The sequence below is a fragment of the Pseudomonas sp. Pseusp21 genome (assembly GCF_059492145.1).
Genome location: NZ_CP168520.1, coordinates 321,458 through 343,940, shown reverse-complemented (window position 1 = coordinate 343,940; position 22,483 = coordinate 321,458). Strand labels below are relative to the sequence as shown.

Genomic DNA, 22,483 nt, shown 5'->3' with positions numbered 1-22,483 from the left:
TACAGATTCACCTGAACGCATAAAAACCGTATCAGGACGCGGCAGATGGCCGCAGGCAGCGCCTGGATCTGATCCGCATAAATCAACAATTCCTGAGCCTGTTTTGTTTCCGGTGGGGTTTCTACAGTGCAGCTCGTGCCAGACCGGGTGGCCTGGCAAGACTTTGCAACCGTGGATGAACTGACCATGAGCACAGCAACAATCGGACAGGCTTATAACTACAAGGTCGTCCGCCAATTCGTCATCGCGACTGTTTTCTGGGGTGTCGTGGGCATGGCGATGGGGGTATGGATCGCCTCGCAACTGGTATGGCCGGAGATGAATCTGGACCTGCCGTGGACCACCTTTGGCCGCTTGCGACCCTTGCACACGAGCCTGGTGATTTTCGGTTTCGCCGGCAGCGCGCAATTCGCCGCCAGTTATTACGCCGTGCAGCGCACCTGCCAGGTGCGGCTGTACTCGGACAAACTCGCCGCCTTCACCTTCTGGGGTTGGCAATCGGTGATCGTGATCATGCTGGTCACCCTGCCGCTGGGCTACACCACCACCAAGGAATACGCCGAGATCGAATTCTCCGGCGCGGTGTGGATGGCCGTGGTCTGGGTCGCGTACGCCGTGGTGTTTTTCACCACCGTGGTGCAGCGCAAGACCAAACACATCTATGTCGGCAACTGGTTTTTCGGCGCGTTCATTCTGGTGATCGCCATGCTGCACGTGGTCAATCACCTGTCGATCCCGGTGGACTGGTTCAAGTCCTATCCGGTGTATTCCGGCGCCACCGACGCCATGGTGCAGTGGTGGTACGGCCACAACGCGGTGGGGTTCTTCCTGACCACCGGGTTCCTCGGGATGATGTATTACTTCGTGCCCAAGCAAGTGAATCGGCCGGTGTATTCGTATCGCTTGTCGATCGTGCATTTCTGGGCGCTGATCACCCTGTACATCTGGGCCGGCCCGCACCATTTGCATTACACCGCGCTGCCGGACTGGGCGCAGTCGCTGGGCATGGCAATGTCGCTGATCCTGTTGGCGCCGAGCTGGGGCGGCATGATCAACGGGATGATGACCCTGTCCGGCGCGTGGCATAAATTGCGCACCGACCCGATCCTGCGTTTCCTCGTTCTATCGCTGGCGTTCTACGGCATGTCGACGTTCGAAGGGCCGATGATGGCGATCAAGACCGTCAACGCCCTCTCCCACTACACCGACTGGACCATCGGCCACGTACACGCCGGGGCCCTGGGCTGGGTGGCGATGATCACCTTCGGCGCGACCTATCACATGGTGCCCAAGGTGTTTGGCCGCGAGCGCATGCACAGCACGCCGCTGATCAACCTGCACTTCTGGCTGGCGACCATTGGCACGGTGTTGTACATAGCTTCGATGTGGGTCAACGGGATTACTCAGGGTCTGATGTGGCGGGCGATCAACGAGGACGGCACGCTGACTTATTCGTTCGTAGAAGCGCTGCAGGCCAGCCATCCGGGGTTTGTCGTACGGTTTGCCGGCGGGGTGTTCTTCCTCAGCGGCATGTTGCTGATGGCCTACAACGTGTGGCGCACGGTGCGAGTGGCGGATGTTGCGATTGCCCATCGTGAAGCGCAGATCGCCTGATCAAGGGAGCTGGTCATGTTCGATGTTTTATTGAATGTGTTGGGCGTGGTGTTTCTGTGGCTGGCGGTTGAGTACTGCTTGCGGCACGAGACGGCCGAAAGTCTGGATGAGGCGAGTCTGACGCCGTTTGCGGATGATCCGGAGGTGGCGCGGCGGGTTGAGATGGCCACCGGTAAAACCGTGAAAGCGGTGGCGCCGGAGATAGCCAAACCGGGCTGGATCAACCTCGAAATGTGAGCCACCCCTTACTGATCGTTCCCACCCTCTGCGTGGGAATGCCTCAAGGGACGCTCCGCGTTCCAGCTCCGGAAGGGACGCGGAGCGTCCCGGGCTGCATTCCCACGCAGAGCGTGGGAACGATCAAGTGTGTCAACCTCGGTCGCGAGGGATGAGGCTCTGTAACTGCTGCGCGAGAAAATTCGCGTCGAAGGCAAAGGTATCCGGATCCTTCAACCCATTGGTCTTGCGCCACTGCCACTCCCCGCCCGGCAGTCCCACCAACGAAACACTCCCATACCGCGCCGCCGTCAACCCCATCACCGCCAGCGAAATCTGCCCGCCGCTGCCCATCACATCCGGCACGAACTCCACCGGTTTGCCGGCAATCACGATGCTCAGTTTTTCAGTCTTGAAGGTCGAGGTCTCAACCGGAGTGCTCGGCCCGAACGCCACATAAGCCTCGCGGCTCACCTCCAGCAACCCCGGCGCCTGCACCGGTTCCAGCCATTGCTGAATCTGCCCGAACAACTCGGTAATCCGTGTAGCCCAGGTCGCCGATTGCGTCTCGAACAGTTGCTTCTTGTGCGCTTCGCTGTCGGCATAGTGGCGAAGCATTTCGCCCAGTTGCTGTACGTCGTCCATTGCGGTGTTCCTTTGAGGAAGCAGTGCTGCGGACTCCGAGCATGGCAGATGCCGATGACGGCCGTGCAAGTCATTTGCCTGCACGGTCGCCCCATCGACCATTGACGGACAGAAGGTCAGCGTTTGCGCAGACGCGCCATGCTCAAGGTGTCGACCCATTGCCCATCACGCACGGCGTAATCGCGGAACAGGCCCTCATTTTCGAAGCCGAACTTGCGATAGAGGCCGATGGCCGCCTCGTTGTCGGCGTACACCGAAAGCTCGACCCGGTGCAGGTTCATCCAGTTGTCGGCGATGTCCAGCGCCGCTGCCAGCAGCTTCGAACCCACGCCCTTGCCCTGCCACGCCACCGCAACGGCCATGCCGACACTGCCCGCATGGCTGCGGCGAATTCGTGAATACTGCTCCAGCCCCAGATTGCCGATCACCACCCCCTGATGCAGCGCTACCAGTTGCACCACCCGCTCGTTGTCCGGCGCCAGGCGTTTGCGCCAGACCTCGGTGGTCTGAAACGGCATCTGCAACACCTGCCGGGTCACGGCCGGGTCGTTATAGAGCGCGGTGATGCCCTCGACGTGGGATTCGTTGTAGCGCTCAAGGTGAATGGCGGGGTTGTGCTCAGGCATGAAAGATCCCTCCTGGATCAGTGCGTGGCCGGTCACTGTAAACCGCTTCTTCACGGATTCGCCACGACTGTTTAAAGCCGTTGACCGAAACGTCCGGCAAGCCACAACGGCTTGCGCCATTGCCTACGCATCCGCCAGAATCCGCCGGCTTGTGCGCCTTGAGGGCGGGCTCTATCGTTTCCGGGTCGCTGATGAATCAGCGATCGGGTTTCGCAGCCCGGATCAATCAAGGCGCCCAGAGCGTCGTTTCCGTTCAGCATTCTTTGCTGGTCGCGTAATGGCGGTTGTGCGCGGGATACCTTCGGGTATGCCGGGTTCCTTGATTCCCGGTCTGCGAACCCGCGTACAGCTGCCACCTCCATTCGTTTCGCAGCGAACCGTGGCAGCTCCATCAATCAGGGAGTACTACCATGATCAAACCAACGCCAAACCCACCCGAATCCGATACCACCTCGCCCTACGAATCCCTCGATTCAAAGACCTTCCACGAAGCCGCCGAACGCGCCCTCGACCACTACTTCAATCCCCTGCTCCCCAGAAAACCGCTGCTCAAACCCAACACCCGCTACCTCATCGCCCCCGGCATCGACAGCGAAGAACTGCTGGCCGACGCCTGCGAAACCCTGACCTCGGCCAAAACCATGGCCACCGACTTCGCCGGGCTGGTGGACGGTTCGCATCGACACGTGCTGCTGGGCATTGCGCAACTGATCATGCTGGGTGAGCTGGCGGTAAATCGGGCGCTGGATAATCTGGAGTTGAAGGCCGAGGCGCCGCTGTAACCTGATCGCCTGATCGTTCCCACGCTCTGCGTGGGAATGCAGCCCGGGACGCTCCGCGTCCCTTCCGGAGCTGGAACGCGGAGCGTCCCTTGAGGCATTCCCACGCGGACGGTTCGACGCCTCGACGTGGGAACGATCTAAGTCCGCCTACTCAAACCACTCCTGCCGCTCATTGAACGTCCGCTGAATCAACTCAACCAACGTCTGTACTTCAGCCACATCCTGCGATGCGGAATTAATCGCCAACCACGCTTGCAACCGCATTGCCTCGTCAAACAACCCCGGCAACGCCACCAACCCGCGATCAAACCGGCTCATGTACATCGGCAGCAACCCGATGCACGCACTGCACCGGATCATCTCCAGCATCAGCTCGTAAGACTGCATCTGCACCACGCCCGCCAGACGCTGTTCAACCAGTTCATTCCACGGCCGAAAGCTGTCGATCTGCCGATCGTGCTGCCATTGCACCAGCATGAAATCGGCGAGGTCATCGGGGCTTTCCGGGCGTGCAGTCACGCGCGAATAGCGTTTGGCGATGTGCGGCTGGTATTCCAGTTGTGCAAGGCGTTGCGGTTCGCTGATGGTGAAGGTCGGGCCAGGATGCGGGGTGTCGCCGTGGGCGAGCCACAGCACGATGTCGGCGCTGACGGCGCGCAGGGCCAGTTCGCTGTCGAGGGCGATGATTTCGAGGCGCACGCTGGCGTTGCGGCGCAGCAGTGCGATGAGGTCGCGGCCAAGGATGTCATGCAGGATCGATTCGGCGACGGCCAGCCTGATCAAGGGTTGCTCGATCACCGGCAGTTTGCGTTCGTGGGCCAAAGCGATCAGTTGCGCCTGCAATTGCAGGCCTTCGCGGGTCAGGCTTAAGGCGCTGCCCTGAAAGCTGAACAGTGCGCATTGCAGTTGCTGTTCGAGTTGCGCCAGTTGCTTGCGCAGCAGGGTCGAGCGCACGTTGAGGCTGCGGGCGGCCTGCATGAAGCAGCCGCAACGGGCGCTGACCAGAAAGTATTGGGCGACGTCGCCGTCGAGGGTCGCGGCCTGCGCCAGCCAGGGTTCGTCCTTGTCCCGGGGCCAGCGGAAATCGGCGCTGCTCTGTCGTGCTGCGGGTTCGGTGAATGACATCGATGACTCCCTGTCGATCTTTGTTTTGATGTGCAGCGCTTAAGGTTTGGTCTCCAGCACCTTGTTGAGCTCGGCCCCGTCAATGCTCAGCGTCGCGGTGTTGAGCATGCCGTCCAGATACGCCTGGGCGATCTGCTCCTGACGTTGTGCCCGCAAGGCCTGGGTCAGTTGATCGCGCAACTCGTCGAGGGTCGCGGTGCGGGCCGGTTGTTGTTCGGTGAGTTTGATCACGTGAAAACCGGCACTGCTTTGCACGGGATCGGAGACCGCGCCAACCTTGAGCCGCGCCACGGCACCACGCACTTCCGGCACCAGTTGCTGCAACGGTTGCAGGCCGGTGTCGCCGCCGCGTTCGGCAGTGAGGCGATCCTGGGAAAACTCCTTGGCCAACGCCGCAAAGTCCGCCGGGGTCGACTGGGCTTTCTTGCTCAACTCCGTCGCCTGTTTGCGCACGGCTTCGAGATTCTGCGGCTCATTCACCCCAAGAAAAATCTGGCTGACCCGATACAACGCCGGCGTCTGCCAGTTGGCTTTGCCCGCGTTATACGCCTGCTGCAACTCGGCAGCGCTCGGGTAATCCGTCGGCACCTGACTCACCGACTGCAAATAGTCGCGAAACACGATCTGTTCGGTGGCGGCGCGGGTCTGCCGCACCACGTCCGGGCGCTGCGCCCAGCCTTGGGCATCGGCCTGTTCCAGCACGGCTTTTTCGGCCAGACGTGAACGAATCCAGCGCTCGAGCGCCTCACGATTACCGCGCAGTTGCTCGCGGGTCTGCGGCGGGACGGCCGCCAGCAGCGCCTGCAATTCCTCCGGCGAGACCTGCTGATTGCCCAATCGCGCCACCGCAGGCCCACTGTTCGCCGCAGTGACCGGCGCCGGTTGCTGGGCGGCGACCGGGTCATTACCCGGCCGCACCACCAGCGCCACGGCGACCACCAACAGCGCCACCGCAGCGGCGCTGATTACCATGGCAGGTTTTGTCACAGCGCGACTTCCTCTTGCTCAACTTTTGGTGCCTGAGCGGCAGCGGCGTTCTGGGTGAAATCACGCAGGTACACGATGAACTCCTGCAACAGGCGATCCCACAATTCCAGGTTGCCGCGCAGGTAATCGCCGCTGACGCCAGCAGCCACCACCACGTCCATCTCCATCACCAGAAACTCGCCCTGCAACGACAACCGGGCAAACCGGCGAGTCGCGTTCCACTGCTCAGCCACACCGGCCGGCAACTCACCCTGCACGCGCAAGGCGCAGCTGAACGTGAAGTCGACGTAGCTGCCCTGCTCCGCCACCGCCGGGTTGCCGAAACGCACGGCGTAACCGATGCCCTGGCTGGCGCTGAGCAACTGGACGATGCCGTTCTGTTCGGTCTGGTTGACGCGGTAACCGGCAGCTTGCAGCACGTCGGTCAGGGATTGCGGGGATACGTGGGAGATCAATTGAGTCATTACTTCTTCCTTGTCCATGAGTCTTTTAATCAGTGCGCAATCGCGGCTTGCGGCGCATCGAATTGAGTCTTGTACAGTTCATCGCCAAAGCCCTGAGCCAGTTCATCGAACTTGACCCGGGCACTGCCGGCGAAGGGCTGGCGGATCTTCATCACCTCGGCCACATCGATGTTTTCGTAGGCGGTGAGAATCTGCTTGGCCACGCCGTACATCTGCTGATTCTTGACCGAACATTGCTGCACTTGTGTGTCACGTTCAGTCAATTGCGCTTGAAGCTTAGACCGTTCTGCCTCTTTGGCACGGGCCATGACCAACAACTCGTCATAGGCTTTCTTGAACTTGCCGGTCTGCTCGTTGCTGGCCGCGACTTGCGCCTGGGCCTGGCTGTGCAGGGCTTGCTGCTGCCCGGCCAGCTGCTCGGCGAGGCCTTTGGCCTTGGCCAGTTCGGCGGTCAATTGCTTGATTTGTGCCTGCGCAGCCTTGGCTTCGTTCTGCGCCGCCAGTTGCGCGGCGCTGGCCTGGGCCTGTTGGCTTTGCAGGGCTTGCAACTGCTGGGTGGTGCTGCGCAACTGGGTGCGCAGGCGTTCTTCCATGCCTTCGGCGCTCGCCCCGGTGGCGATCAACATCCCGAGCCCAAGCCATAAACAGCGGATTTTCATATCCCTCTCCCGGCGCTTAGAAGCGCGTGTTGATCTCAAGCTGCATGACGTCGATGTCGAACGGCGCGCCATACACCGCCTCCGAACTCAGCCAGCGGCCGGTGGCGTAGACGTTCTTCGCCAGACCGTAATTGCCGCCCAGGAAGTAGCCCTTGGCGTTGGTGCCGCCGAGGTGGAACGACGAATCGTTGAAGCCGTCCGGCAAGGCATCCGGCTGGATGTACTTGTAGCCGGCGAACAGGTTCCAGTCGCCCTGCTTCTTCAGCTCCAGTGCGTTGCCGAGGGTGAACTGGACCATCCACGCATTGGCGCCGCTTTCGATGTTGCCGTTGCTGTCGAGGTTGTTGACCAGTTGCCCGGCCGAACGCTTGCGCATGTCGCCTTCGTCGTAACCAAGGTTGTGGATGTAGTTGCCCTGGCTGCGCAGTTTGAAGTCTTCCGCCAGGTCGGTGTCCCACACCACGTTGAGGTCCAGCAGGTTGAACTCGGAAGCGAGACCAACGAACTGCGGTTGCGGCGTGGTGGTCGGGTTGAGCGGGTTAGGCGTGATGTCGCGCAGCAGGAACACGCTGTTGCCCTTCTGCATGAACGCCGCGCGGGTGCCGTCGCTGTCGCAGCCCGGTGCGCCGGCCCAGGGTTCGCAAGGACTGGAGCGCTGGCCTTCGATGTCGTCGAAGCGGTAGTAGGCCAGCGCGCCTTTCAGGCGGTTGTTGCTGTTGATCGCCCATTTGGCGCCGATCTGCGCGCCGTACAGCCATTTGTTGTCGCTTTCTTCCTTGTCGAAGCCGTTGCTGGTGGTGGTGTCGTTGGTGTAGTCCACCGGGAACGCGCCGACGGTGCCGAATACGCCCCAGTCGCGGCTGAGCTTGTGGTCGAAAATCGCCGCCACGCCGTCGAAGTTCAGGTCGTTGGAATACAGCATGTCGGTGGACATGAACGGATTGGCGAAGCGGCCACCGGTCAGGGTCAGTTCATCCGACGGCTTCCAGGTCAGGTAACCCTGATCGAGCCAGATGTCCTTTTTCGAGAAGCCACCGCCGAGGTTCTGGGTGGTCGACACCGGATTGTTGTCCGAGCCGGTGCCGATACGGATGCCGGCGGTCCATTCCGGCGAGATTACTGCTTTCATGCCCAGCCGGGCGCGCAGGCGGAACAGGTTTTCGCGGTCTTCGCGAGTGTTGAGCAACGGTGGCAGCGCGGTGCTGCTGTTGGGGTTCACGTCGTACGGGCCGTTGTTGTTGAGCTTGGCGAAGTCGACGATTTCGTTGCTGTTGCTGCCCGAGTAGTAGCGCGATTCGTCACGCAGACGGATGTCGCCGTCGAAGCTGATGCGCGACGCCCAGTCCGGGAACGTATTGGGCGCAGCCCAGTTTTCCTGTTTGGCGGTGGCCATGACCTCAGCCTTGACCTGATCGCGGATCTGGTCGCGCACTGCGGCCGGCACGTATTGCACCCGCACATCGCCCGGTGCGGCGACCGGCCCGGCGGCCACAGCGGTGGACGCCGCAGCCTGCTTGGCCTGGGCCGCTTCGTTCTGGGCCTGGGCGATCAGCTCGTCGGCCTTGTCCTGTTTCAGAATGCCCTGCTCGACCAGCAAGCGGATCAGATTGATCGTGGCGTTCTCCGAGGGCGCAGGCGCTGCCGCGGCCTGACCGACCAGGGTCGCGATGACCATGCCGACCGCCAGGGACAATCGATTCACGTTGGAAATCATCTGCACACAACTCCTTTTCATACAGCTTTATGAATTCGGTTAACCCGGACGCCGCCCTTGCAGGGACATGCGCACAGGCAAGGTGATGGAGGCCGGTGGCCGTTCGCTCAGGTGGGGCGCGTTACGCAAGGCGGCCAGCACCTGACTGTCAATCTCGGGGTTGCCGCTGGACTTGATGAGCTCGACCCGGGTGATCTCGCCGACGCTGCTCAGCCACACATCGGCCTGCAGCGAAAACGCCAGGTTGCGCAGGTCGGGGTTCTCGCGCAGCAGCTTCTGGAAGGTGAACGCCAGGAACTGGCTGTAGGTGCCGTTGCCCAGTCGCCCACCGCCGGAACCGGCCATGCCGCCGCCCTTGCCCGCGCCGATGTTGAAGGCGTCGCTGCCGCTCTGGGCGTCGCCGTCCATTTGCATCGGGTTGGCCAGGTCGTCCGCCGGCGATGGCGGTGCCTCTTCCTCGGGCTTGACCTCTTGCGGTTCGGGCGTTGGCTCGGGCTCGACGATTTTTTCTTCCACCGGGGTTTCCGGCTCCGGCGGTTTTTCCGGCGGCGGTGGTGGCGGTGGCGGCAACGGAATGATCGTCGGCACCTTCGGCGCTTCCCGGCGGATGCCGCTCATGTCGTTGGCCCACTGCCACAACAGGAACGCCGCGACGGCGCCCAGCAGCAGCCCGGCGCCCCACTTCGCGTAGCGCAGTGGCGACTTCTTCACCGGCAAAGGCTCGATTGGCAGTTGTGCAGTCATCACTCAGCCCTGCGTCGGTTTGCCGGTAACGAGACCGACCTGGGACAGTTCGAGCCGGCGCAGCAGGTCCAGTACTTCGATGACCTTCTGGTATTGCACCGTGGCGTCGCCGCGCACGATCACCGGGAAGTCCGGGTTCTGCGCCTTCTCGATGCGCAGGCGTTCTTCCAGCTCCGGCAACGTCACCGGGTAGGCGTCGAGGAACACCTGGCCGCCGTCGTTGACCGAAATCGCCTTGGTCTTGGCTTCGGACAACGACACCGCGGCGCTGGCCTTGGGCAGGTTGATCTGGATCCCGGAGACCTGCGCGGTGGCGGTGAGGATGAACATCACCAGCACCACCATCAGCACGTCCACCAGTGGCGTGATGTTGATGCTGTCCACTGCGGCATCTTCGTCATCGTCGTGGGAGGCATTTACGGACGCCATGTCTGTGCTCCTCAGGCCGGTACGGAGTGGTTGGCGTGATGGCCGCGCTGATGCGCCGCTTCACTGGACTGGCCTTCGCCGTGCATCTCCGCCAGACGGGTGATGAACTCGTCGACGAACACGCGCATGTCGGCGCTGACTTCCTTGTTGCGGGTGATCAGGCGGTTGTAGCCAAACAGCGCCGGGATCGCGACGAACAGGCCCATGGCAGTAGCGAGCAACGCAGCCGCCATACCCGGCGCGATAGCGTTGATGTTGACGTCGCCGGCCATGGCCGTGCCGAGGAACACCACCATGATCCCCAGCACGGTGCCGAGCAGGCCGATGTACGGGCCGCCGGCGATGGCGTTGGACAGGGTCGAAAGTTTCGAACTCAGCTGCTGGTTTTCCCGGGTGCGCACGCCGTCCATGGAGCAGCGGATCGCTTCGATGGTTGCGGCGGAAACCGACGAGGTATCGGCGCCCTGCTCACGGCGGGTGCGGATCTCTTTCACCGCCACCAGGTACAGGCGCCACAGCGGCGAGTGCTGCAGACGCTGAGCGAGTTGGGTGTCGTCGGCAAACATTTCCAGGCGAGTGCCGACCTTGGCGAATTGCACGCGGAAGTCTTCGTTGGCAGCAGTGACGCGGCTCAGGGTGCGGTTCTTGCGCAGCATGATGATCCACGACTGGAACATCATCAGCACCAGCACCGCGATGATCACCCAGGCGTCCACAGGCACCGCGTTGAGCAGGAAGCCGAGGCTGCCGAAACCGAAACCGGACTGTTCTTCATCGACGCCGTAGGCGACCAGTTTCGACTCGGCGCCCTGGGAGGTAGCGTCAGCCAAAAGCAGCGGCGCCGGACGGGCGACTTTCGACAGGCGCAGTTCATCAATGGCGCCCACGAATGGCTGGAACGCGCTCGGGGAAAGATCAGCACCAATGGCCATGACCGAGTTGAACGCCGGCATCGCCTGAGCCAATGCCGCGCCTTCGCGACCGTTGATGTACAGCGTCACTTTTGCGCCTTCGGCGGTCAGCGCGACGTGCTGCCATTGGCCCGGATTCAGCGGCTGCGTGGCCACGGCGCGCTGGCCGTCGATTTCCACAAACGGCACGCCCTGATTCACACCCACCAGCAGGCTGTTGGCGCCTTCGCGGCGGGCCAGGATCAGTTGCTCGCCATTGGCCTGATCCAGTCGCAGCCAGGCACTGAAGGTGAACGCGCTGCCAGCGTTGTGCTGCAACGACGGACTGGCCGGCAACAGCAACGGCTGGCCGCTGAACTGCAGGGCCCGCCCTACTACGCCGTCAATCGCGGCGCCGGTCGCGCTCTGCGCGGTATTGCCGTAAGCGGTGGTGTCTTTCGCCGGGGTGCCGGTGGCGCCGTCGAAGTGATAGAGCGCGGTGTAATTCGGATCGAACGTCAGTTGGCCGTTGCCGGTGGCCGGGGCTTTCTGGTTGCCGTAGTACATCCAGATGTCCTGACGCTGACCGCCCTCGACATTCGGCACATCGACCCAGATCAGCGCCATGCCCATCAACGCGTCGAAGCTTTCGATCTGGTGGTTGAGCACGGTCTTGTCATCGGCGGCGACGAAGCGCAGGTCCGAGCCGTCCTCTTTAACGCCGTCGAAGGTGAAGTTGCCGGTGTGCAGGCGCACCAGCAGCGCGGTGCGGCCCAGGGCCTGATTGATCGCGGCGCCTTGCGGCGTGGTGTCGACGGCGATCTGTTTGCGGTAATGCCAGTCGTCCTGCCACCAGGCCTGAGCCGTGGCCGGGAGCACGAAGCCCAGGCAGATCAACAACGAAAGGAAAAGGCGCTGCATGAAAAGTGCTCCTGTTAGAAAGTGGCCTGAAGGTTGAAGTGCAGGCGCGATTCCTGTTTCGAGGTGTTCGGCCCTTCGAGTAGCGGATAGCCCCAGTCGAGGCTGCCGGACAGCCATTTGCTCAGGCTGGCGCGGGTGCCGAGGCCGACGCTGGCCAGGGCGTAATTGGCGTCCTGATCCGGCAGTTCGTCGCGCAGGTAGAGTTGCGCGCCTTCGGCGAAGGCGTAGAAGCGCCAGTCCTGCATCCAGCCGCCGACGTACTTGGCCAGCGACGGTGTGCGCAGCTCTTCGCTGATCAGGAAGCCGTCATCGGCGGTGCGTTCAGCGGCCAGATAGCCGCGTACCGATGTAGCGCCGCCGGCGGAGAATTGTTCGTTGGAAACCAGCGGCCCGGACGCCAGTTGGAACGCGGCTTTGCTTGCGCTCTGCCAGTCGCTGTCGAAGGTCCAGGTGAAGTTGGTATCGCCTTTGAGCACGGCGAAGCTCGGGTTGGCGCGGTAGCGTTTGTAGTCGAAGTCTTCGTCGGAGCTGCCGTAGCCGAAGATGCTGCGGGTGGCGGCGACCAGGCTCAGGCCGAGGCCGAGCTGGCTCTTTTCTGTGTAGCGATAGCCGTTGTAGGCGAAGGTGAACGGCGCGTATTTCAGCGGCACCTTGTCGCTCTCGCCGGACAGGGTCAGGCGCTCGTCGAAGTCCTTGAAGTCGATGCCGGCCGACAGCGAGTTCGACCAGTTGCCGCTGGACGGGATCGTGTAGATCGCCGCTACGCCGTAGGAATGGCCCTTGCCGAGCACGTTGCTGCCACCGATGGTGGCGACGTTGCTGTCGGACTGGTAACCGGAGAACTGCACGCTCCAGCGCTCGGTCAGCGGCGCGGTGTAGGAGCCGGACCAGACCTTGGCATTATCGGTTTCCTGTGGCGCGGTGAAGAACGTCAGGTTGACGCTGTGTCCCAACTGCCAAAGGTTGTTGTAGCCGAGGCTGGTGACGGTCCGCAGTTTTTCGGTGTCGGCGCTGTAGTCGTTGTTCAGGCCGACGCTGGCGGTCCACGGGTTCTGGTCTTCGACCTGCAAGTCCACGTCCATGGTGCCGGGGCGCTGGCCTTCACGCACCAGCGGCATCACCTGGCGGCCCGGGGTCTTGTTGAGTTGCGCCAGTTCGCCCTGGACCTTGGCGAAGTCCGGCACCTCGCCTTCCTTCAGCGCCGGGACATTGTCGCGGATATCCAGCGGAGAATAGTGTTTGGCGCCGACCACGCGGACCCGGCCGACCTTGGTTTCGCTGACTTGCAGGTAGACGATGCCGTCGGCCACCGCTTGCTCCGGCAGTTCGACGAACACCGATTGATAGCCACGTTCCTGATAGGCCTTCTGCAAGGCATCCCGCGCGCCTTCGATGTCGCTCAAGGCTTTTTGCGGGCCGAGGAACGGGTACACCGCTTCTTCGATCGCCCGCGCATCGAGCACGGTGTTGCCGCGCACGAAGTATTCGTTGACGTCCACCAGACGCTGCGCCGCTGCGTTTTCGGCCCCCTCGGCGAACGCCGGCTGCGCACCGGCCGTCACCAGCAGCCAGCCCCACAGCGCCAGCCGTGACGTGAAAATCTGATCCACACTACCCCCTGAAAATTCGCGATGACCTGTTGGCGCTTTTGCGCCTTGCGTGTGCGTCAGTTACTGGCGTTCTTGATTGCTGAAGTGCAGGCCCCGGTGTGCTTGCCCAGCCAGGTGTGCAGCAGCGCGAAGTTCAAGGAGAACTCGGGCATTTGCAGCAGCGCGCCGCAGAACACTTCACCGATGATTTTCTGGATGAGCTGCACCGCACGCGGCTCGTTGAGCAGCGTGGCGATGTCGCGACTGAGGACGTTGAAACTCCAGACTTTCTGGTTCAGACCGAGGCCGACGAACCAGCGAAACAGCAGGTTGTAATTGAGCTGTTCGTAGAGCTGCTGCTCGCTGGGCACCGAATACAGCAGTTGCAGGAGCAGGATGTGCATGACCGTCTGCGGGGCGATCAGCATGCCGGGTTGGGCATTGAGGTCGTGCAGGAGGTCGCGGTGCGCGTCGAGCAGGTCGTCGATCTGCGGGCGCAGCAGCACCAGCGAATGCCCCGGCGGAATGTAGCTGGAAACCTCTTTCAAGGCGCCCTGCCAGTCATCCTGCGACACGATCCAGACCCACGGCGCGCCGTAGCGATACACCGAAACCGGCTTCTTGCGCGCGGCTTCGACGATCTTCGACAGGCGTTGATCGAGTTCCTGCATGCCCACTTTCGAGTAGCGTTCCATAGTCCCCATTGCCTCACTCCCGGCGTCCCGCCTCGGCTTGTGAAAAGCGCCCCTCAGGGCCCCTCAAGCGCGTTACATAGGCATGACCGGACTGGCGATGTGCTACCGAACTTTTGTCATAAAAGCTTCATTACAGAAATTGATCGGGATTTGGCAGACAACACAAAACCCTGTGGGAGCGGGCTTGCTCCGGGCGGCGTTCCGACGAAAGTGGTGTGTCTGTCACTTAGAGAGTGACTGACGGGACGCCTTCGCGAGCAAGCCCGCTCCCACAGGGTTATGGGGCGTTTTCAGAAAAACATTCCGTCAGGTGTAGACCGGCCAGATGTCGACGATCTTACCGCCACGCACCGCCAGCAAGTCGCCGAATTGCAATAACACCGCCTCGGTCTGGGTCGGCCGCAGAAAGACTTGATCCTCCACCGTCAGGCCAACGGCATTCGAACCATTGACCATCTCCTGATTCGAGCTACGCCCATAAACGCCATTGCTCTGCAATCCGGGCGGTGATTCGAACTCGGCCATCCAGTTGCCGCCGTAGATGAAAAAGGTCTGCCGCTGGTTGGTGTCCCACCACGAAAACAGCCTCGACTTGTCATCCAGCGCCGGGATGTTCACCGGCCCCGTGCTTTTCAGCACCGGGGTGGAGATGTACGTGGCGGGCTCATGTTCAACCAGCGACGGCAGATCGTAATGCGTCGGCTTGAGCATCGCTGTCCCAACCGACACCTCACTGCTCAGGCTTTCGTTTTCATGCATGCGATAACTCGGGCTGCCAGCAGTGTTCAGGCACAAGCCGTCATGCCACAGCGCCGGATATTGCTGCCGGGTGAAGTCGACGCAGCGCTGATAAATCACCATCACCTTGGCGAACAGTTCCTCGGGCGAACCGAGAATCCCCGGCACGCCCATACCCACGAACGGGTCGTAGCCCATGAACCCGGCGAACTCCAGATGCTGCGGGTAGGCGGCGATCAGCGCGAGCATCTGCCCGAGCACGTTCACGTCACTGACGCCGCCCCGGTGCAGGCCGACGTCGAGCTCGATATTGATCCGCATCCGCGTGCCCACCCCCTGAGCCAGTGCGAGGTATTGCTGCAGACGTTCGGGGTTGTCGATCAGCCATTGCAGTTGCTTCGTCGGGTCGAACGGGCCCTTGTGGGTTTGATAGAACAGCTCGGCGGAACGCACCGGCAGCGGCTTGCCGAGCAGAATGTCGGACTGCGGGAACGTCACTGCATCGTGATTGAGAAACGGCTGATGGAACGACATCAGCTGCTGCGTCCCTGCCCTTTGGCCGATGTAGCTGAGCAGACCCGGTGATGGCAGGGATTTCTCCACCAGCCGCAACTGCTTGCCCGCGCGTTTGACCGAGCGCATCACCACGTCGATGTTGTGATCGAGGCGATCCAGATCGATCAGCAACACCGGGCGCATCGGGCCTTTGGTCTTGAGTTCGTTGTTCAGCGCTCGGAAATAGTCGCTGTAAGGCCCGCCGCGATCCCCCGGCCGCAGCCACGCCCCCACGCCCACAAGCAGGGCACCGACACCCAAAGTCCCGAGCACGAAATTACGTCGATTGACCGCCATCAGCTCACCCCCAGAATCGACGACAGATGCCCGTTGAGAAACTTGCCGCTCGGGTCCAGCGCCTGGCGTACCTGAATGAATTCCTGCCAACGCGGATAGAGCGTTTGCAACGTGCGGGCATTCAGCGTGTGCAACTTGCCCCAGTGCGGGCGGCCGTTGTATTTCCAGAAGATCGGCTCGACGGCGGCAAAGAAGTTGTGATGGTCCATCTGGTAGTGCTGGTGGACCGAGATCGAACAGCTGTCGCGGCCTTCGAACATGCTCAGCGGAATGTCGTCGGCCTTGACGTAGCGGTACTCGATGGGAAACCAGGTGCGCAGGTCCTTGTCGCGGATCAGCTTGAGAATCTCGCGCAGGCAGGCCGGGCCGTGTTCGGCGGGCACCGAATATTCCATCTCGTTGAAACGCACGGTGCGCACGTTGGCGTAGATATCGAACGAGTCGCCGACCCGGTCATCGAAACTAGCCAGATGCCGCAGGCTGTTGAGCAGCGAACTGCGCAGGTTCGGGAAATCGCTGCCGTACTTGTCGATCTTTTCGATCAGGGTCACGAACTCGTTGCCGCCCTCCTCTTCGGGCGGGATCGGCGGCGTGGGCGGGTCAGTGGTTTCGTTGAGGGCGATCGACAAGGCGTAATCGGAATGGGTGACGACGAGCATTTCCCAGTGCTGGTTTTCGCGGGTGTTCTTGTCCAGGTCTTCGAGCAGTTCTTCGGTCTTGGCGATCCACTGAGTTTCCCGCAGGCGATAGGCCGGGCGGTTTTGCAGGCGGATTCTGGTGGCTACGCCCAACGCGCCGAGGGATACGCGAGCAGCGTTGAACACGTCGGGATGACGCTGGCTGTCGCAATCCAGCACCTCGCCGTTGGCGGTCACCAGCTGCATCCCGCAGACGTGGGCCGAGTAGGACTGGAAGGTTTTGCCGGTGCCGTGGGTGGAGGTGGAAATCGCCCCGGCGAGTGTCTGGTAATCGATGTCGGCCATGTTTTGCAGCGCCTGGCCGACATCCTTGAGCGGCGTGCCCATGCGTGACATCGGGGTGCCGGCGGCGAATTCGGCTTGCAGGGTTTTCGGGTCGTGATCGAGCAGGCCGTTGAAGTAGCTCAGGGACAGTAACGTGCCATCGGTGGGCACCAGCGCGCTGAAGGAATGCGCCGAGCCGACCGGGCGAATCTTGCCCGGTGCCTGCTGAATGACCGTCGTCAGTTCATCCAGATTCTTCGGTGCCACCCGCGCCACCGGCAGGCAACTCTGCCCGCCCGACCAGTTGCGCCAGGGAATCAGCCGAGGTGCGCGCATCAACTGGCCCAGCGCCGGATTGCAGGCCAGCGCGCTGAACGCGCCGACGATGCTTGCCCGTTGCAACAACTGCCGGCGTGTCAGATCTATCGGCATGCCAGGGTCCTTATTGTGGGAGCGGCTGGTCGGCCATGAAGCCGATCAACTGAAGAAATTGTTCTTCCGAGCACTCGACGCACTGGCCCATCGGCGGCATGCCGTTGTAGCCGTTGATGGCGTGGTCGAGCAGCGTGTCGGCGCCCTGCTGGATGCGCGGTTCCCAGGACTTGCGGTCACCGGTCAGCGGCGCATTCGCGGCGGGGTTGGCGTGGCAGAGCTGGCAGCTGTTAGCGTAGATCTGCGCCAGCGCCGGGTCTTTGGGAATGGTGTTGTTGGTGCTGGCCGGGGGTTTGGGGTCTTCGCCGCAGCCAGGCAGCGTCATGGCCAACGCCAGTAATAATGTGAGTCGGATTGCCCGCATAACGGCCTCGCTTATTGTTGTGGTCACACCTTAAGGCAGGCGGGTCGGCGGGTTGAGGGCATTGCGGGACATTGAGGGGGGCAAACGGGGCCAGCCCATTACCTGAAGACGATCGTTCCCAGGCTCCGCGTGGGAATGCAGCCCTGGACGCTCTGCGTTCGCTTGGAACGCGGAGCGTCCCTTGAGGCATTTCCACGCAGAGCGTGGGAACGATCATGTGTGGATGCCCGCTCTGCTGTGCGGTTTCGCGTGACATTCGCGTGACATTTGCGGGTTTAAATTTCCGCGCATTCAGGCGTATAACCTGTTGAGACTTTTTGATCTGCATGCGGACATCAACACGGGGTAGCGACATGACCACAGCAAACATCCTTGGCAACCTGTTCCCTTCTGTCAGCGACATCCCGGAAAAATACCGCCTCGACGGTCAGGTCGAGCAACGCGAATACCTGGTCGATGGCCAGTTGCGCCGCTGGGACGGCCCGCTCGCCACCGTGCGCAGCCCGGTCTATCTGCACGGCGACAACGGCGACGAACAAGTGATCCTCGGCAGCACGCCGCTGCTGGACGCCGACACCGCTCTCACCGCCCTCGACGCCGCCGTCCGCGCCTACGACCGGGGCCAGGGCCTGTGGCCGACCATGCGCGTGGCCGAACGCATCCAGCACGTCGAAGCTTTCCTCGGGCGCATGCGCCAACAGCGCGACGCCGTGGTGAAACTGCTGATGTGGGAAATCGGCAAGAACCTCAAGGACTCGGAAAAAGAGTTCGACCGCACCTGCGACTACATCGTCGACACCATCAATGCGCTGAAAGAACTGGACCGCCGCTCCAGCCGTTTCGAGCTGGAACAGGACACCCTCGGCCAGATCCGCCGCGTCCCGCTCGGCGTGGCGCTGTGCATGGGCCCTTACAACTATCCGCTGAACGAGACGTTCACCACGCTGATACCGGCGCTGATCATGGGCAACACCGTGGTGTTCAAGCCAGCCAAGCTCGGCGTGCTGCTGATCCGTCCTTTGCTTGAAGCTTTCCGCGACAGTTTCCCGACCGGCGTGATCAACGTGATCTACGGCAGCGGCCGCGAGACCGTCAGTGCGCTGATGGCCAGCGGCAAGATCGACATCTTCGCCTTCATCGGCACCAACAAGGCCGCCAGCGACCTGAAAAAACTGCACCCGAAACCACACCGTTTGCGTGCCGCGCTGGGGCTGGATGCGAAGAACCCCGGTATCGTCCTGCCCGAGGTGGATCTGGACAACGCGGTCAGCGAAGCGGTCACCGGTTCGCTGTCGTTCAACGGCCAGCGCTGCACCGCGCTGAAGATTCTGTTCGTGCATGAAGATGTGGTCGACAGCTTCATCGAGAAATTCAACGCCAAACTGGCCAGCCTCAAACCAGGCATGCCGTGGGACAGCGGGGTTTCGCTGACGCCGCTGCCGGAGTCGGGCAAGGTCGATTATCTGCACGGGCTGGTGGCCGACGCGCAGAGCAAAGGCGCCCAGGTAGTCAACCCGAATGGCGGCGAAGCGCGGGCTTCGTTCTTCTACCCGGCGGTGCTGTACCCGGTGACGCCGCAGATGCGCGTGTATCAGGAAGAGCAGTTCGGCCCGGTCGTGCCGATTGTGCCGTACCGTCACCTCGATACCGTGATCGACTATGTGCTGGAGTCGGACTTCGGCCAGCAATTGAGCATCTTCGGCACCAATCCGGTCGCCGTCGGCCGCCTGGTCGATACCTTCGCCAACCAGGTCGGGCGGATCAACCTCAACGCCCAGTGCCAGCGCGGCCCGGACACTTACCCATTCAACGGGCGCAAGAACTCCGCCGAGGGCACGCTGTCGGTACACGATGCGCTGCGGGTGTTTTCGATCCGTACGCTGGTGGCGACCAAGTTCCAGGAACCCAACAAGGATCTGATCAGCGAAATCATTCGCGGACGGGATTCGAACTTCATCGCCACCGACTACATCTTCTGAGGAGGAATCAGCGCTGAGCACTTTCAGCCCCCACCGCTGGCCGCCGCTGTTGCGGCGGATCCTGCGGCCATTGCTCGACCCGTATCGACGTTATCGCCATGCACGAACGATTCACGCGGTGCGGGTCGCGCTGGGATTGCTGGCGACGATCCTGCTGACCACCGGCATCAACCTGCCCCACGGCGAGTGGGCGTCGGTGACCATGCTGGTGGTGATCGGCGGCTTGCAGCACCACGGCAACATCGGCAAGAAAGCCGCCGAACGCGCCATCGGGACCTTGATCGGTGCTGGCGTCGGTTTGTTGATAGTGGCGCAACAGGCGTGGCTGGGAATGCCGTGGCTGACCTATTTTGCGATGGCGGTGGTGTGCGGATTCTTCTCGTATCACGCCATCGGCAAGGGCGGCTACACCGCCCTGCTCTCGGCCATCACCGTATTCATCGTCGCCGGGCATGGCGACAACCCGATCACTGACGGGCTGTGGCGCGGGGTCGATATCCTGATCGGCATCGCCCTGGCCCTGGCCTTTTCCTTCGCCCTGCCGCTGTACGCGGTGTACTCGTGGCGCTACAACCTGGCCGATGCGCTGCGCGATTGCGCCACGGTGTACGGACGGATCATCGGCGGCCAACCGGTGACCGCCGACGAACACTTGAAGTTGATGAACCGACTGAATGCGGTGATGGTGCAACTGCGTTCGCTGATGCCGTCGGTATCCAAGGAAGTCAAAGTGTCGATGACCGAACTGGACGCGATCCAGCGCAACCTGCGCATGTGCATCAGCACTCTGGAAATCCTCGGCAACATCCGCCCGGACGCCAACGACCCCGACGCCATGACGCACCTGCAAGCGGCGCTCAAGGCCGAACACCGGCACATTCGCGTGCAATTGATCGGCATGGCCCGGGCGTTGAAAACCGGTGCGTCCGGTCGATTGGGGCGTCCGGTGGAGTTGCCGGACGCCAGCCTCGATACGCCTGTCTACAGCCCGCTGGACGGCTACCGTTTGTTGACCCGGCAACTGGCAGCCAACATCGGCGAAATGCGCCAGCGTCTGGCGAAGACTGCGCCGCGCTGGAACATCTGATCCCGATTTTTCGATGTAACAAACTCGACATCCTCTCTACAATGCGCCTCCACAATGGACGTGGACGGATGCCTCAATGCAATTCAGGACGAATATCAATGCCCTGCGGGCGCTTGCCGTGCTATCGGTGGTGCTCTATCACTTCGCTATTCAGGGATTCGGCGGCGGATTTGCGGGCGTAGACGTGTTCTTCGTCATTTCCGGCTTCCTGATGACCGGCATCATCTTCACCGGTCTGGAACGGCAGCGCTTTTCGCTACTGGGGTTTTACGCTTCGAGAGCCCGGCGCATCATCCCGGCGTTGTTGGTGGTGTGTATTGCCCTGCTGCTGTTCGGTTTCGTCTTTCTGCCGCTGGATGACTTTCGCGACGTCATCAGAACGATCAAAAGCAGCCTGTTGTTCAGTTCCAACTTCTTGTTCGCCAAGGGTGGCAGTTACTTCGACGCGCCGCTGCACGAGAACTGGTTGTTGCACACCTGGTCGCTGTCAGTCGAATGGCAGTTCTACATGCTGTATCCCTTGCTGCTGATGGCGCTTTACAAGTGCCTGGGCGCACAAAAGACCCGCTGCAGCTTGTTGATACTGGCTGCTGCGTCTTTTGCCGCCTCGACTGTCATCACACGCTCGGATCCGGTGTTTGCCTTCTACATGCTGCCGACCCGAGCCTGGGAATTGATTGCCGGCGGACTGGTGTATCTCTTTCCTTTGCACCTGAGCAAGCGCCACGGATCTATTGCTGAAGGCGTGGGGCTGCTGGCCATCTTGGGTAGTGTGTTGTGTTTTTCGGAACAGGACCTTTGGCCGGGTTACCTGGCACTCTTGCCGGTTCTGGGCACGGTACTGGTGATCTACGGTAATACCCGATCGGTTTTCAGCACGTTCAAGCCACTGCAATTCACCGGCACCATTTCCTACTCGGTTTATCTGTGGCACTGGCCGCTGGTGGTTCTTCTCTACACTTGTGGCCTGCTCAATAGCTGGCCACACGTCTGGGGCGCAGTGTCGTTGTCATTTGTTCTGGGTGCCGGGTCGTATTACCTGGTGGAATCCAGGGTCAAGCCGATGACGTCGGTACGCGGTACGCTCTTCAGGTTTGCATCGTGGGTGATCGCAATGGTTGTCGTGTCTGCCGCGACGGCGTCGCTGGTCAAGAATCACCCATCACTGCGCTTTGCCTTTGTCGACCTCGGGCAGCCCGAGTACACCAGCAAACTCTATACCCAGGAATGTAATCCGAATGCGTACGGCGCCGCTGATTGCAAACTGGGTAACGGCGAGGTGTCAGTCATTCTGTTTGGCGACAGTCATGCGCAATCCACCGCCGCCGCTGTGCAGATGGATAATCCGCAAGCAGCTTTGTCGTGGTCCCTGGGCGGTTGTCCGACATTGCAGAACTTCCAGATGCACGACAAAACACTCGAGCGTCAATGTCAGGCGTTCAATCACGAAAAACTGCAAATATTGAAGAATTCATACACGGGAATTCCAGTGGTGCTGTTCAGCAGAGCGGCGCTGTATGCCGACCCGAGTCGTAACAACAGCTATCGGATTCGCTTTCCCGATCAGCAGCCAATGTCTTTCAGCGAGGCCTACGTCGCTGAATACACGAACACCGTATGTGCCATCGCCGAAAACCATCCGGTTTACATCGTCAAACCAATCCCGGAGATGCCGTTCAGCGTCTATAAAGGCCTGAATCTGCATCAACGCATTTTTGGTGACACTGCCGATATTTCCATCCCGTTGCAGGATTACGAGCAACGCAACCGAATCGCCAACGATGCCATTGAAACTGTGGCGAAACGGTGCAATGCACAGGTGCTGGACCCGACCCCGCTGCTTTGTCCGGACGGTAACTGCATGGGGTCAAAGCAAGGTGTGCCGTTGTATTTCGACGATAACCATCTGGTCGATGCCGGCAATCAACAACTAAGAGGACTGTTCAAAGCCGCGGTCAAGGAGATCTGA

At 61.5% G+C, this 22,483-nt stretch carries 21 protein-coding genes; 6 read left to right on the top strand and 15 right to left on the bottom strand.

The genetic code is table 11. The annotated features are described in order from the left end of the window. The first annotated feature begins 186 nt into the window (after positions 1–186). Positions 187–1,614: a cytochrome-c oxidase, cbb3-type subunit I gene (gene ccoN, locus ACEN93_RS01530; RefSeq protein ID WP_085667259.1), complete on the top strand. Its 1,428-nt coding sequence runs from the start codon at positions 187–189 to the stop codon at positions 1,612–1,614. A gap of 15 nt (positions 1,615–1,629) precedes the next feature. Then, positions 1,630–1,851, top strand: a complete 222-nt coding sequence (locus ACEN93_RS01525) for a hypothetical protein (protein ID WP_074690898.1) — start codon at positions 1,630–1,632, stop codon at positions 1,849–1,851. Positions 1,852–1,983: 132 nt separating this feature from the next. On the opposite strand, the gene ACEN93_RS01520 is transcribed toward ACEN93_RS01525, so the two are convergent. Together ACEN93_RS01520 and ACEN93_RS01515 are read right to left on the bottom strand one after the other, a co-directional pair. Further along, positions 1,984–2,475 carry a hypothetical protein gene (locus ACEN93_RS01520; protein WP_039772365.1) on the bottom strand — a complete coding sequence of 164 codons (492 nt, stop codon included), beginning with the start codon at positions 2,473–2,475 and terminating at the stop codon, positions 1,984–1,986. A gap of 116 nt (positions 2,476–2,591) precedes the next feature. Then, on the bottom strand, positions 2,592–3,101 hold the full coding sequence (locus tag ACEN93_RS01515) for a GNAT family N-acetyltransferase (RefSeq protein WP_074690896.1): 510 nt from the start codon (positions 3,099–3,101) through the stop codon (positions 2,592–2,594). A gap of 410 nt (positions 3,102–3,511) precedes the next feature. Here ACEN93_RS01515 and ACEN93_RS01510 point away from each other — a divergent pair, with 410 nt between their 5' ends. Continuing rightward, a complete protein-coding gene (locus ACEN93_RS01510) occupies positions 3,512–3,883 on the top strand; it encodes a DUF6124 family protein (RefSeq protein ID WP_103386887.1) in 372 nt (123 codons plus the stop codon). Positions 3,884–4,030: 147 nt separating this feature from the next. Here the strand turns inward: ACEN93_RS01510 and ACEN93_RS01505 are convergent, their stop codons facing one another. The 13 genes from ACEN93_RS01505 to ACEN93_RS01445 all read right to left on the bottom strand — a co-directional run bounded on the left by ACEN93_RS01505 (position 4,031) and on the right by ACEN93_RS01445 (position 17,448). Further along, positions 4,031–5,008 (bottom strand): LysR family transcriptional regulator, encoded by a 978-nt coding sequence (locus ACEN93_RS01505; RefSeq protein ID WP_495610936.1) that lies wholly within the window; start codon positions 5,006–5,008, stop codon positions 4,031–4,033. A gap of 39 nt (positions 5,009–5,047) precedes the next feature. Beyond that, the gene (locus ACEN93_RS01500) at positions 5,048–5,995 is read right to left on the bottom strand and encodes a peptidylprolyl isomerase (RefSeq protein ID WP_495610935.1); all 948 of its coding nucleotides are present in this window, start codon (positions 5,993–5,995) and stop codon (positions 5,048–5,050) included. Continuing rightward, positions 5,992–6,459, bottom strand: coding sequence for a YbjN domain-containing protein (locus tag ACEN93_RS01495; RefSeq protein WP_039772356.1), 468 nt, complete (start codon positions 6,457–6,459; stop codon positions 5,992–5,994). Before ACEN93_RS01495 ends, ACEN93_RS01500 begins: the two co-directional genes overlap by 4 nt. Positions 6,460–6,488: 29 nt before the next feature. Beyond that, positions 6,489–7,118, bottom strand: a complete 630-nt coding sequence (locus ACEN93_RS01490; RefSeq protein ID WP_495610934.1) for a DNA repair protein — start codon at positions 7,116–7,118, stop codon at positions 6,489–6,491. Between the two features lie 16 nt (positions 7,119–7,134). After that, positions 7,135–8,832 carry a putative porin gene (locus ACEN93_RS01485; protein WP_495610933.1) on the bottom strand — a complete coding sequence of 566 codons (1,698 nt, stop codon included), beginning with the start codon at positions 8,830–8,832 and terminating at the stop codon, positions 7,135–7,137. Positions 8,833–8,871: 39 nt separating this feature from the next. Further along, positions 8,872–9,576 carry an energy transducer TonB family protein gene (locus ACEN93_RS01480; RefSeq protein WP_074690891.1) on the bottom strand — a complete coding sequence of 235 codons (705 nt, stop codon included), beginning with the start codon at positions 9,574–9,576 and terminating at the stop codon, positions 8,872–8,874. A gap of 3 nt (positions 9,577–9,579) precedes the next feature. Further along, positions 9,580–10,005, bottom strand: a complete 426-nt coding sequence (locus ACEN93_RS01475) for an ExbD/TolR family protein (RefSeq protein ID WP_007955109.1) — start codon at positions 10,003–10,005, stop codon at positions 9,580–9,582. A gap of 11 nt (positions 10,006–10,016) precedes the next feature. Beyond that, positions 10,017–11,816 (bottom strand): DUF2341 domain-containing protein, encoded by a 1,800-nt coding sequence (locus ACEN93_RS01470; protein WP_495610932.1) that lies wholly within the window; start codon positions 11,814–11,816, stop codon positions 10,017–10,019. A 14-nt stretch (positions 11,817–11,830) separates the two neighbouring features. Beyond that, entirely contained in the window at positions 11,831–13,426 is a 1,596-nt protein-coding gene (locus ACEN93_RS01465) for a ShlB/FhaC/HecB family hemolysin secretion/activation protein (RefSeq protein ID WP_495610931.1), read from the bottom strand. A 56-nt stretch (positions 13,427–13,482) separates the two neighbouring features. Further along, the gene (locus ACEN93_RS01460; RefSeq protein WP_074690888.1) at positions 13,483–14,109 is read right to left on the bottom strand and encodes a transposase; all 627 of its coding nucleotides are present in this window, start codon (positions 14,107–14,109) and stop codon (positions 13,483–13,485) included. A 297-nt stretch (positions 14,110–14,406) separates the two neighbouring features. Then, positions 14,407–15,615 (bottom strand): DSD1 family PLP-dependent enzyme, encoded by a 1,209-nt coding sequence (locus ACEN93_RS01455; RefSeq protein WP_495611538.1) that lies wholly within the window; start codon positions 15,613–15,615, stop codon positions 14,407–14,409. 74 nt (positions 15,616–15,689) lie between these two features. Further along, positions 15,690–17,018: a D-arabinono-1,4-lactone oxidase gene (locus tag ACEN93_RS01450; RefSeq protein WP_495611537.1), complete on the bottom strand. Its 1,329-nt coding sequence runs from the start codon at positions 17,016–17,018 to the stop codon at positions 15,690–15,692. Positions 17,019–17,094: 76 nt separating this feature from the next. Then, positions 17,095–17,448 (bottom strand): c-type cytochrome, encoded by a 354-nt coding sequence (locus tag ACEN93_RS01445; RefSeq protein WP_495610930.1) that lies wholly within the window; start codon positions 17,446–17,448, stop codon positions 17,095–17,097. 353 nt (positions 17,449–17,801) lie between these two features. On the opposite strand from ACEN93_RS01445, the gene ACEN93_RS01440 reads away from it, so the two are divergent. The 3 genes from ACEN93_RS01440 (at position 17,802) to ACEN93_RS01430 (ending at position 22,483) form a co-directional block, all read left to right on the top strand. After that, on the top strand, positions 17,802–19,427 hold the full coding sequence (locus ACEN93_RS01440; RefSeq protein ID WP_192564817.1) for an NADP-dependent glyceraldehyde-3-phosphate dehydrogenase: 1,626 nt from the start codon (positions 17,802–17,804) through the stop codon (positions 19,425–19,427). A gap of 46 nt (positions 19,428–19,473) precedes the next feature. Beyond that, positions 19,474–20,514, top strand: a complete 1,041-nt coding sequence (locus tag ACEN93_RS01435; protein WP_170844937.1) for an FUSC family protein — start codon at positions 19,474–19,476, stop codon at positions 20,512–20,514. Positions 20,515–20,590: 76 nt separating this feature from the next. Next, on the top strand, positions 20,591–22,483 hold the full coding sequence (locus tag ACEN93_RS01430) for an acyltransferase family protein (protein WP_414881648.1): 1,893 nt from the start codon (positions 20,591–20,593) through the stop codon (positions 22,481–22,483).

What these genes read in the sequence shown, in the direction of transcription:
- ccoN (WP_085667259.1), top strand. Translation starts at nt 187, where the DNA reads ATGAGCACAGCAACAATCGGACAGGCTTATAACTACAAGGTCGTCCGC.
- ACEN93_RS01525 (WP_074690898.1), top strand. Translation starts at nt 1,630, where the DNA reads ATGTTCGATGTTTTATTGAATGTGTTGGGCGTGGTGTTTCTGTGGCTG.
- ACEN93_RS01520 (WP_039772365.1), bottom strand. Translation starts at nt 2,475, where the DNA reads ATGGACGACGTACAGCAACTGGGCGAAATGCTTCGCCACTATGCCGAC.
- ACEN93_RS01515 (WP_074690896.1), bottom strand. Translation starts at nt 3,101, where the DNA reads ATGCCTGAGCACAACCCCGCCATTCACCTTGAGCGCTACAACGAATCC.
- ACEN93_RS01510 (WP_103386887.1), top strand. Translation starts at nt 3,512, where the DNA reads ATGATCAAACCAACGCCAAACCCACCCGAATCCGATACCACCTCGCCC.
- ACEN93_RS01505 (WP_495610936.1), bottom strand. Translation starts at nt 5,008, where the DNA reads ATGTCATTCACCGAACCCGCAGCACGACAGAGCAGCGCCGATTTCCGC.
- ACEN93_RS01495 (WP_039772356.1), bottom strand. Translation starts at nt 6,459, where the DNA reads ATGACTCAATTGATCTCCCACGTATCCCCGCAATCCCTGACCGACGTG.
- ACEN93_RS01490 (WP_495610934.1), bottom strand. Translation starts at nt 7,118, where the DNA reads ATGAAAATCCGCTGTTTATGGCTTGGGCTCGGGATGTTGATCGCCACC.
- ACEN93_RS01485 (WP_495610933.1), bottom strand. Translation starts at nt 8,832, where the DNA reads ATGATTTCCAACGTGAATCGATTGTCCCTGGCGGTCGGCATGGTCATC.
- ACEN93_RS01480 (WP_074690891.1), bottom strand. Translation starts at nt 9,576, where the DNA reads ATGACTGCACAACTGCCAATCGAGCCTTTGCCGGTGAAGAAGTCGCCA.
- ACEN93_RS01475 (WP_007955109.1), bottom strand. Translation starts at nt 10,005, where the DNA reads ATGGCGTCCGTAAATGCCTCCCACGACGATGACGAAGATGCCGCAGTG.
- ACEN93_RS01470 (WP_495610932.1), bottom strand. Translation starts at nt 11,816, where the DNA reads ATGCAGCGCCTTTTCCTTTCGTTGTTGATCTGCCTGGGCTTCGTGCTC.
- ACEN93_RS01460 (WP_074690888.1), bottom strand. Translation starts at nt 14,109, where the DNA reads ATGGGGACTATGGAACGCTACTCGAAAGTGGGCATGCAGGAACTCGAT.
- ACEN93_RS01445 (WP_495610930.1), bottom strand. Translation starts at nt 17,448, where the DNA reads ATGCGGGCAATCCGACTCACATTATTACTGGCGTTGGCCATGACGCTG.
- ACEN93_RS01440 (WP_192564817.1), top strand. Translation starts at nt 17,802, where the DNA reads ATGACCACAGCAAACATCCTTGGCAACCTGTTCCCTTCTGTCAGCGAC.
- ACEN93_RS01430 (WP_414881648.1), top strand. Translation starts at nt 20,591, where the DNA reads ATGCAATTCAGGACGAATATCAATGCCCTGCGGGCGCTTGCCGTGCTA.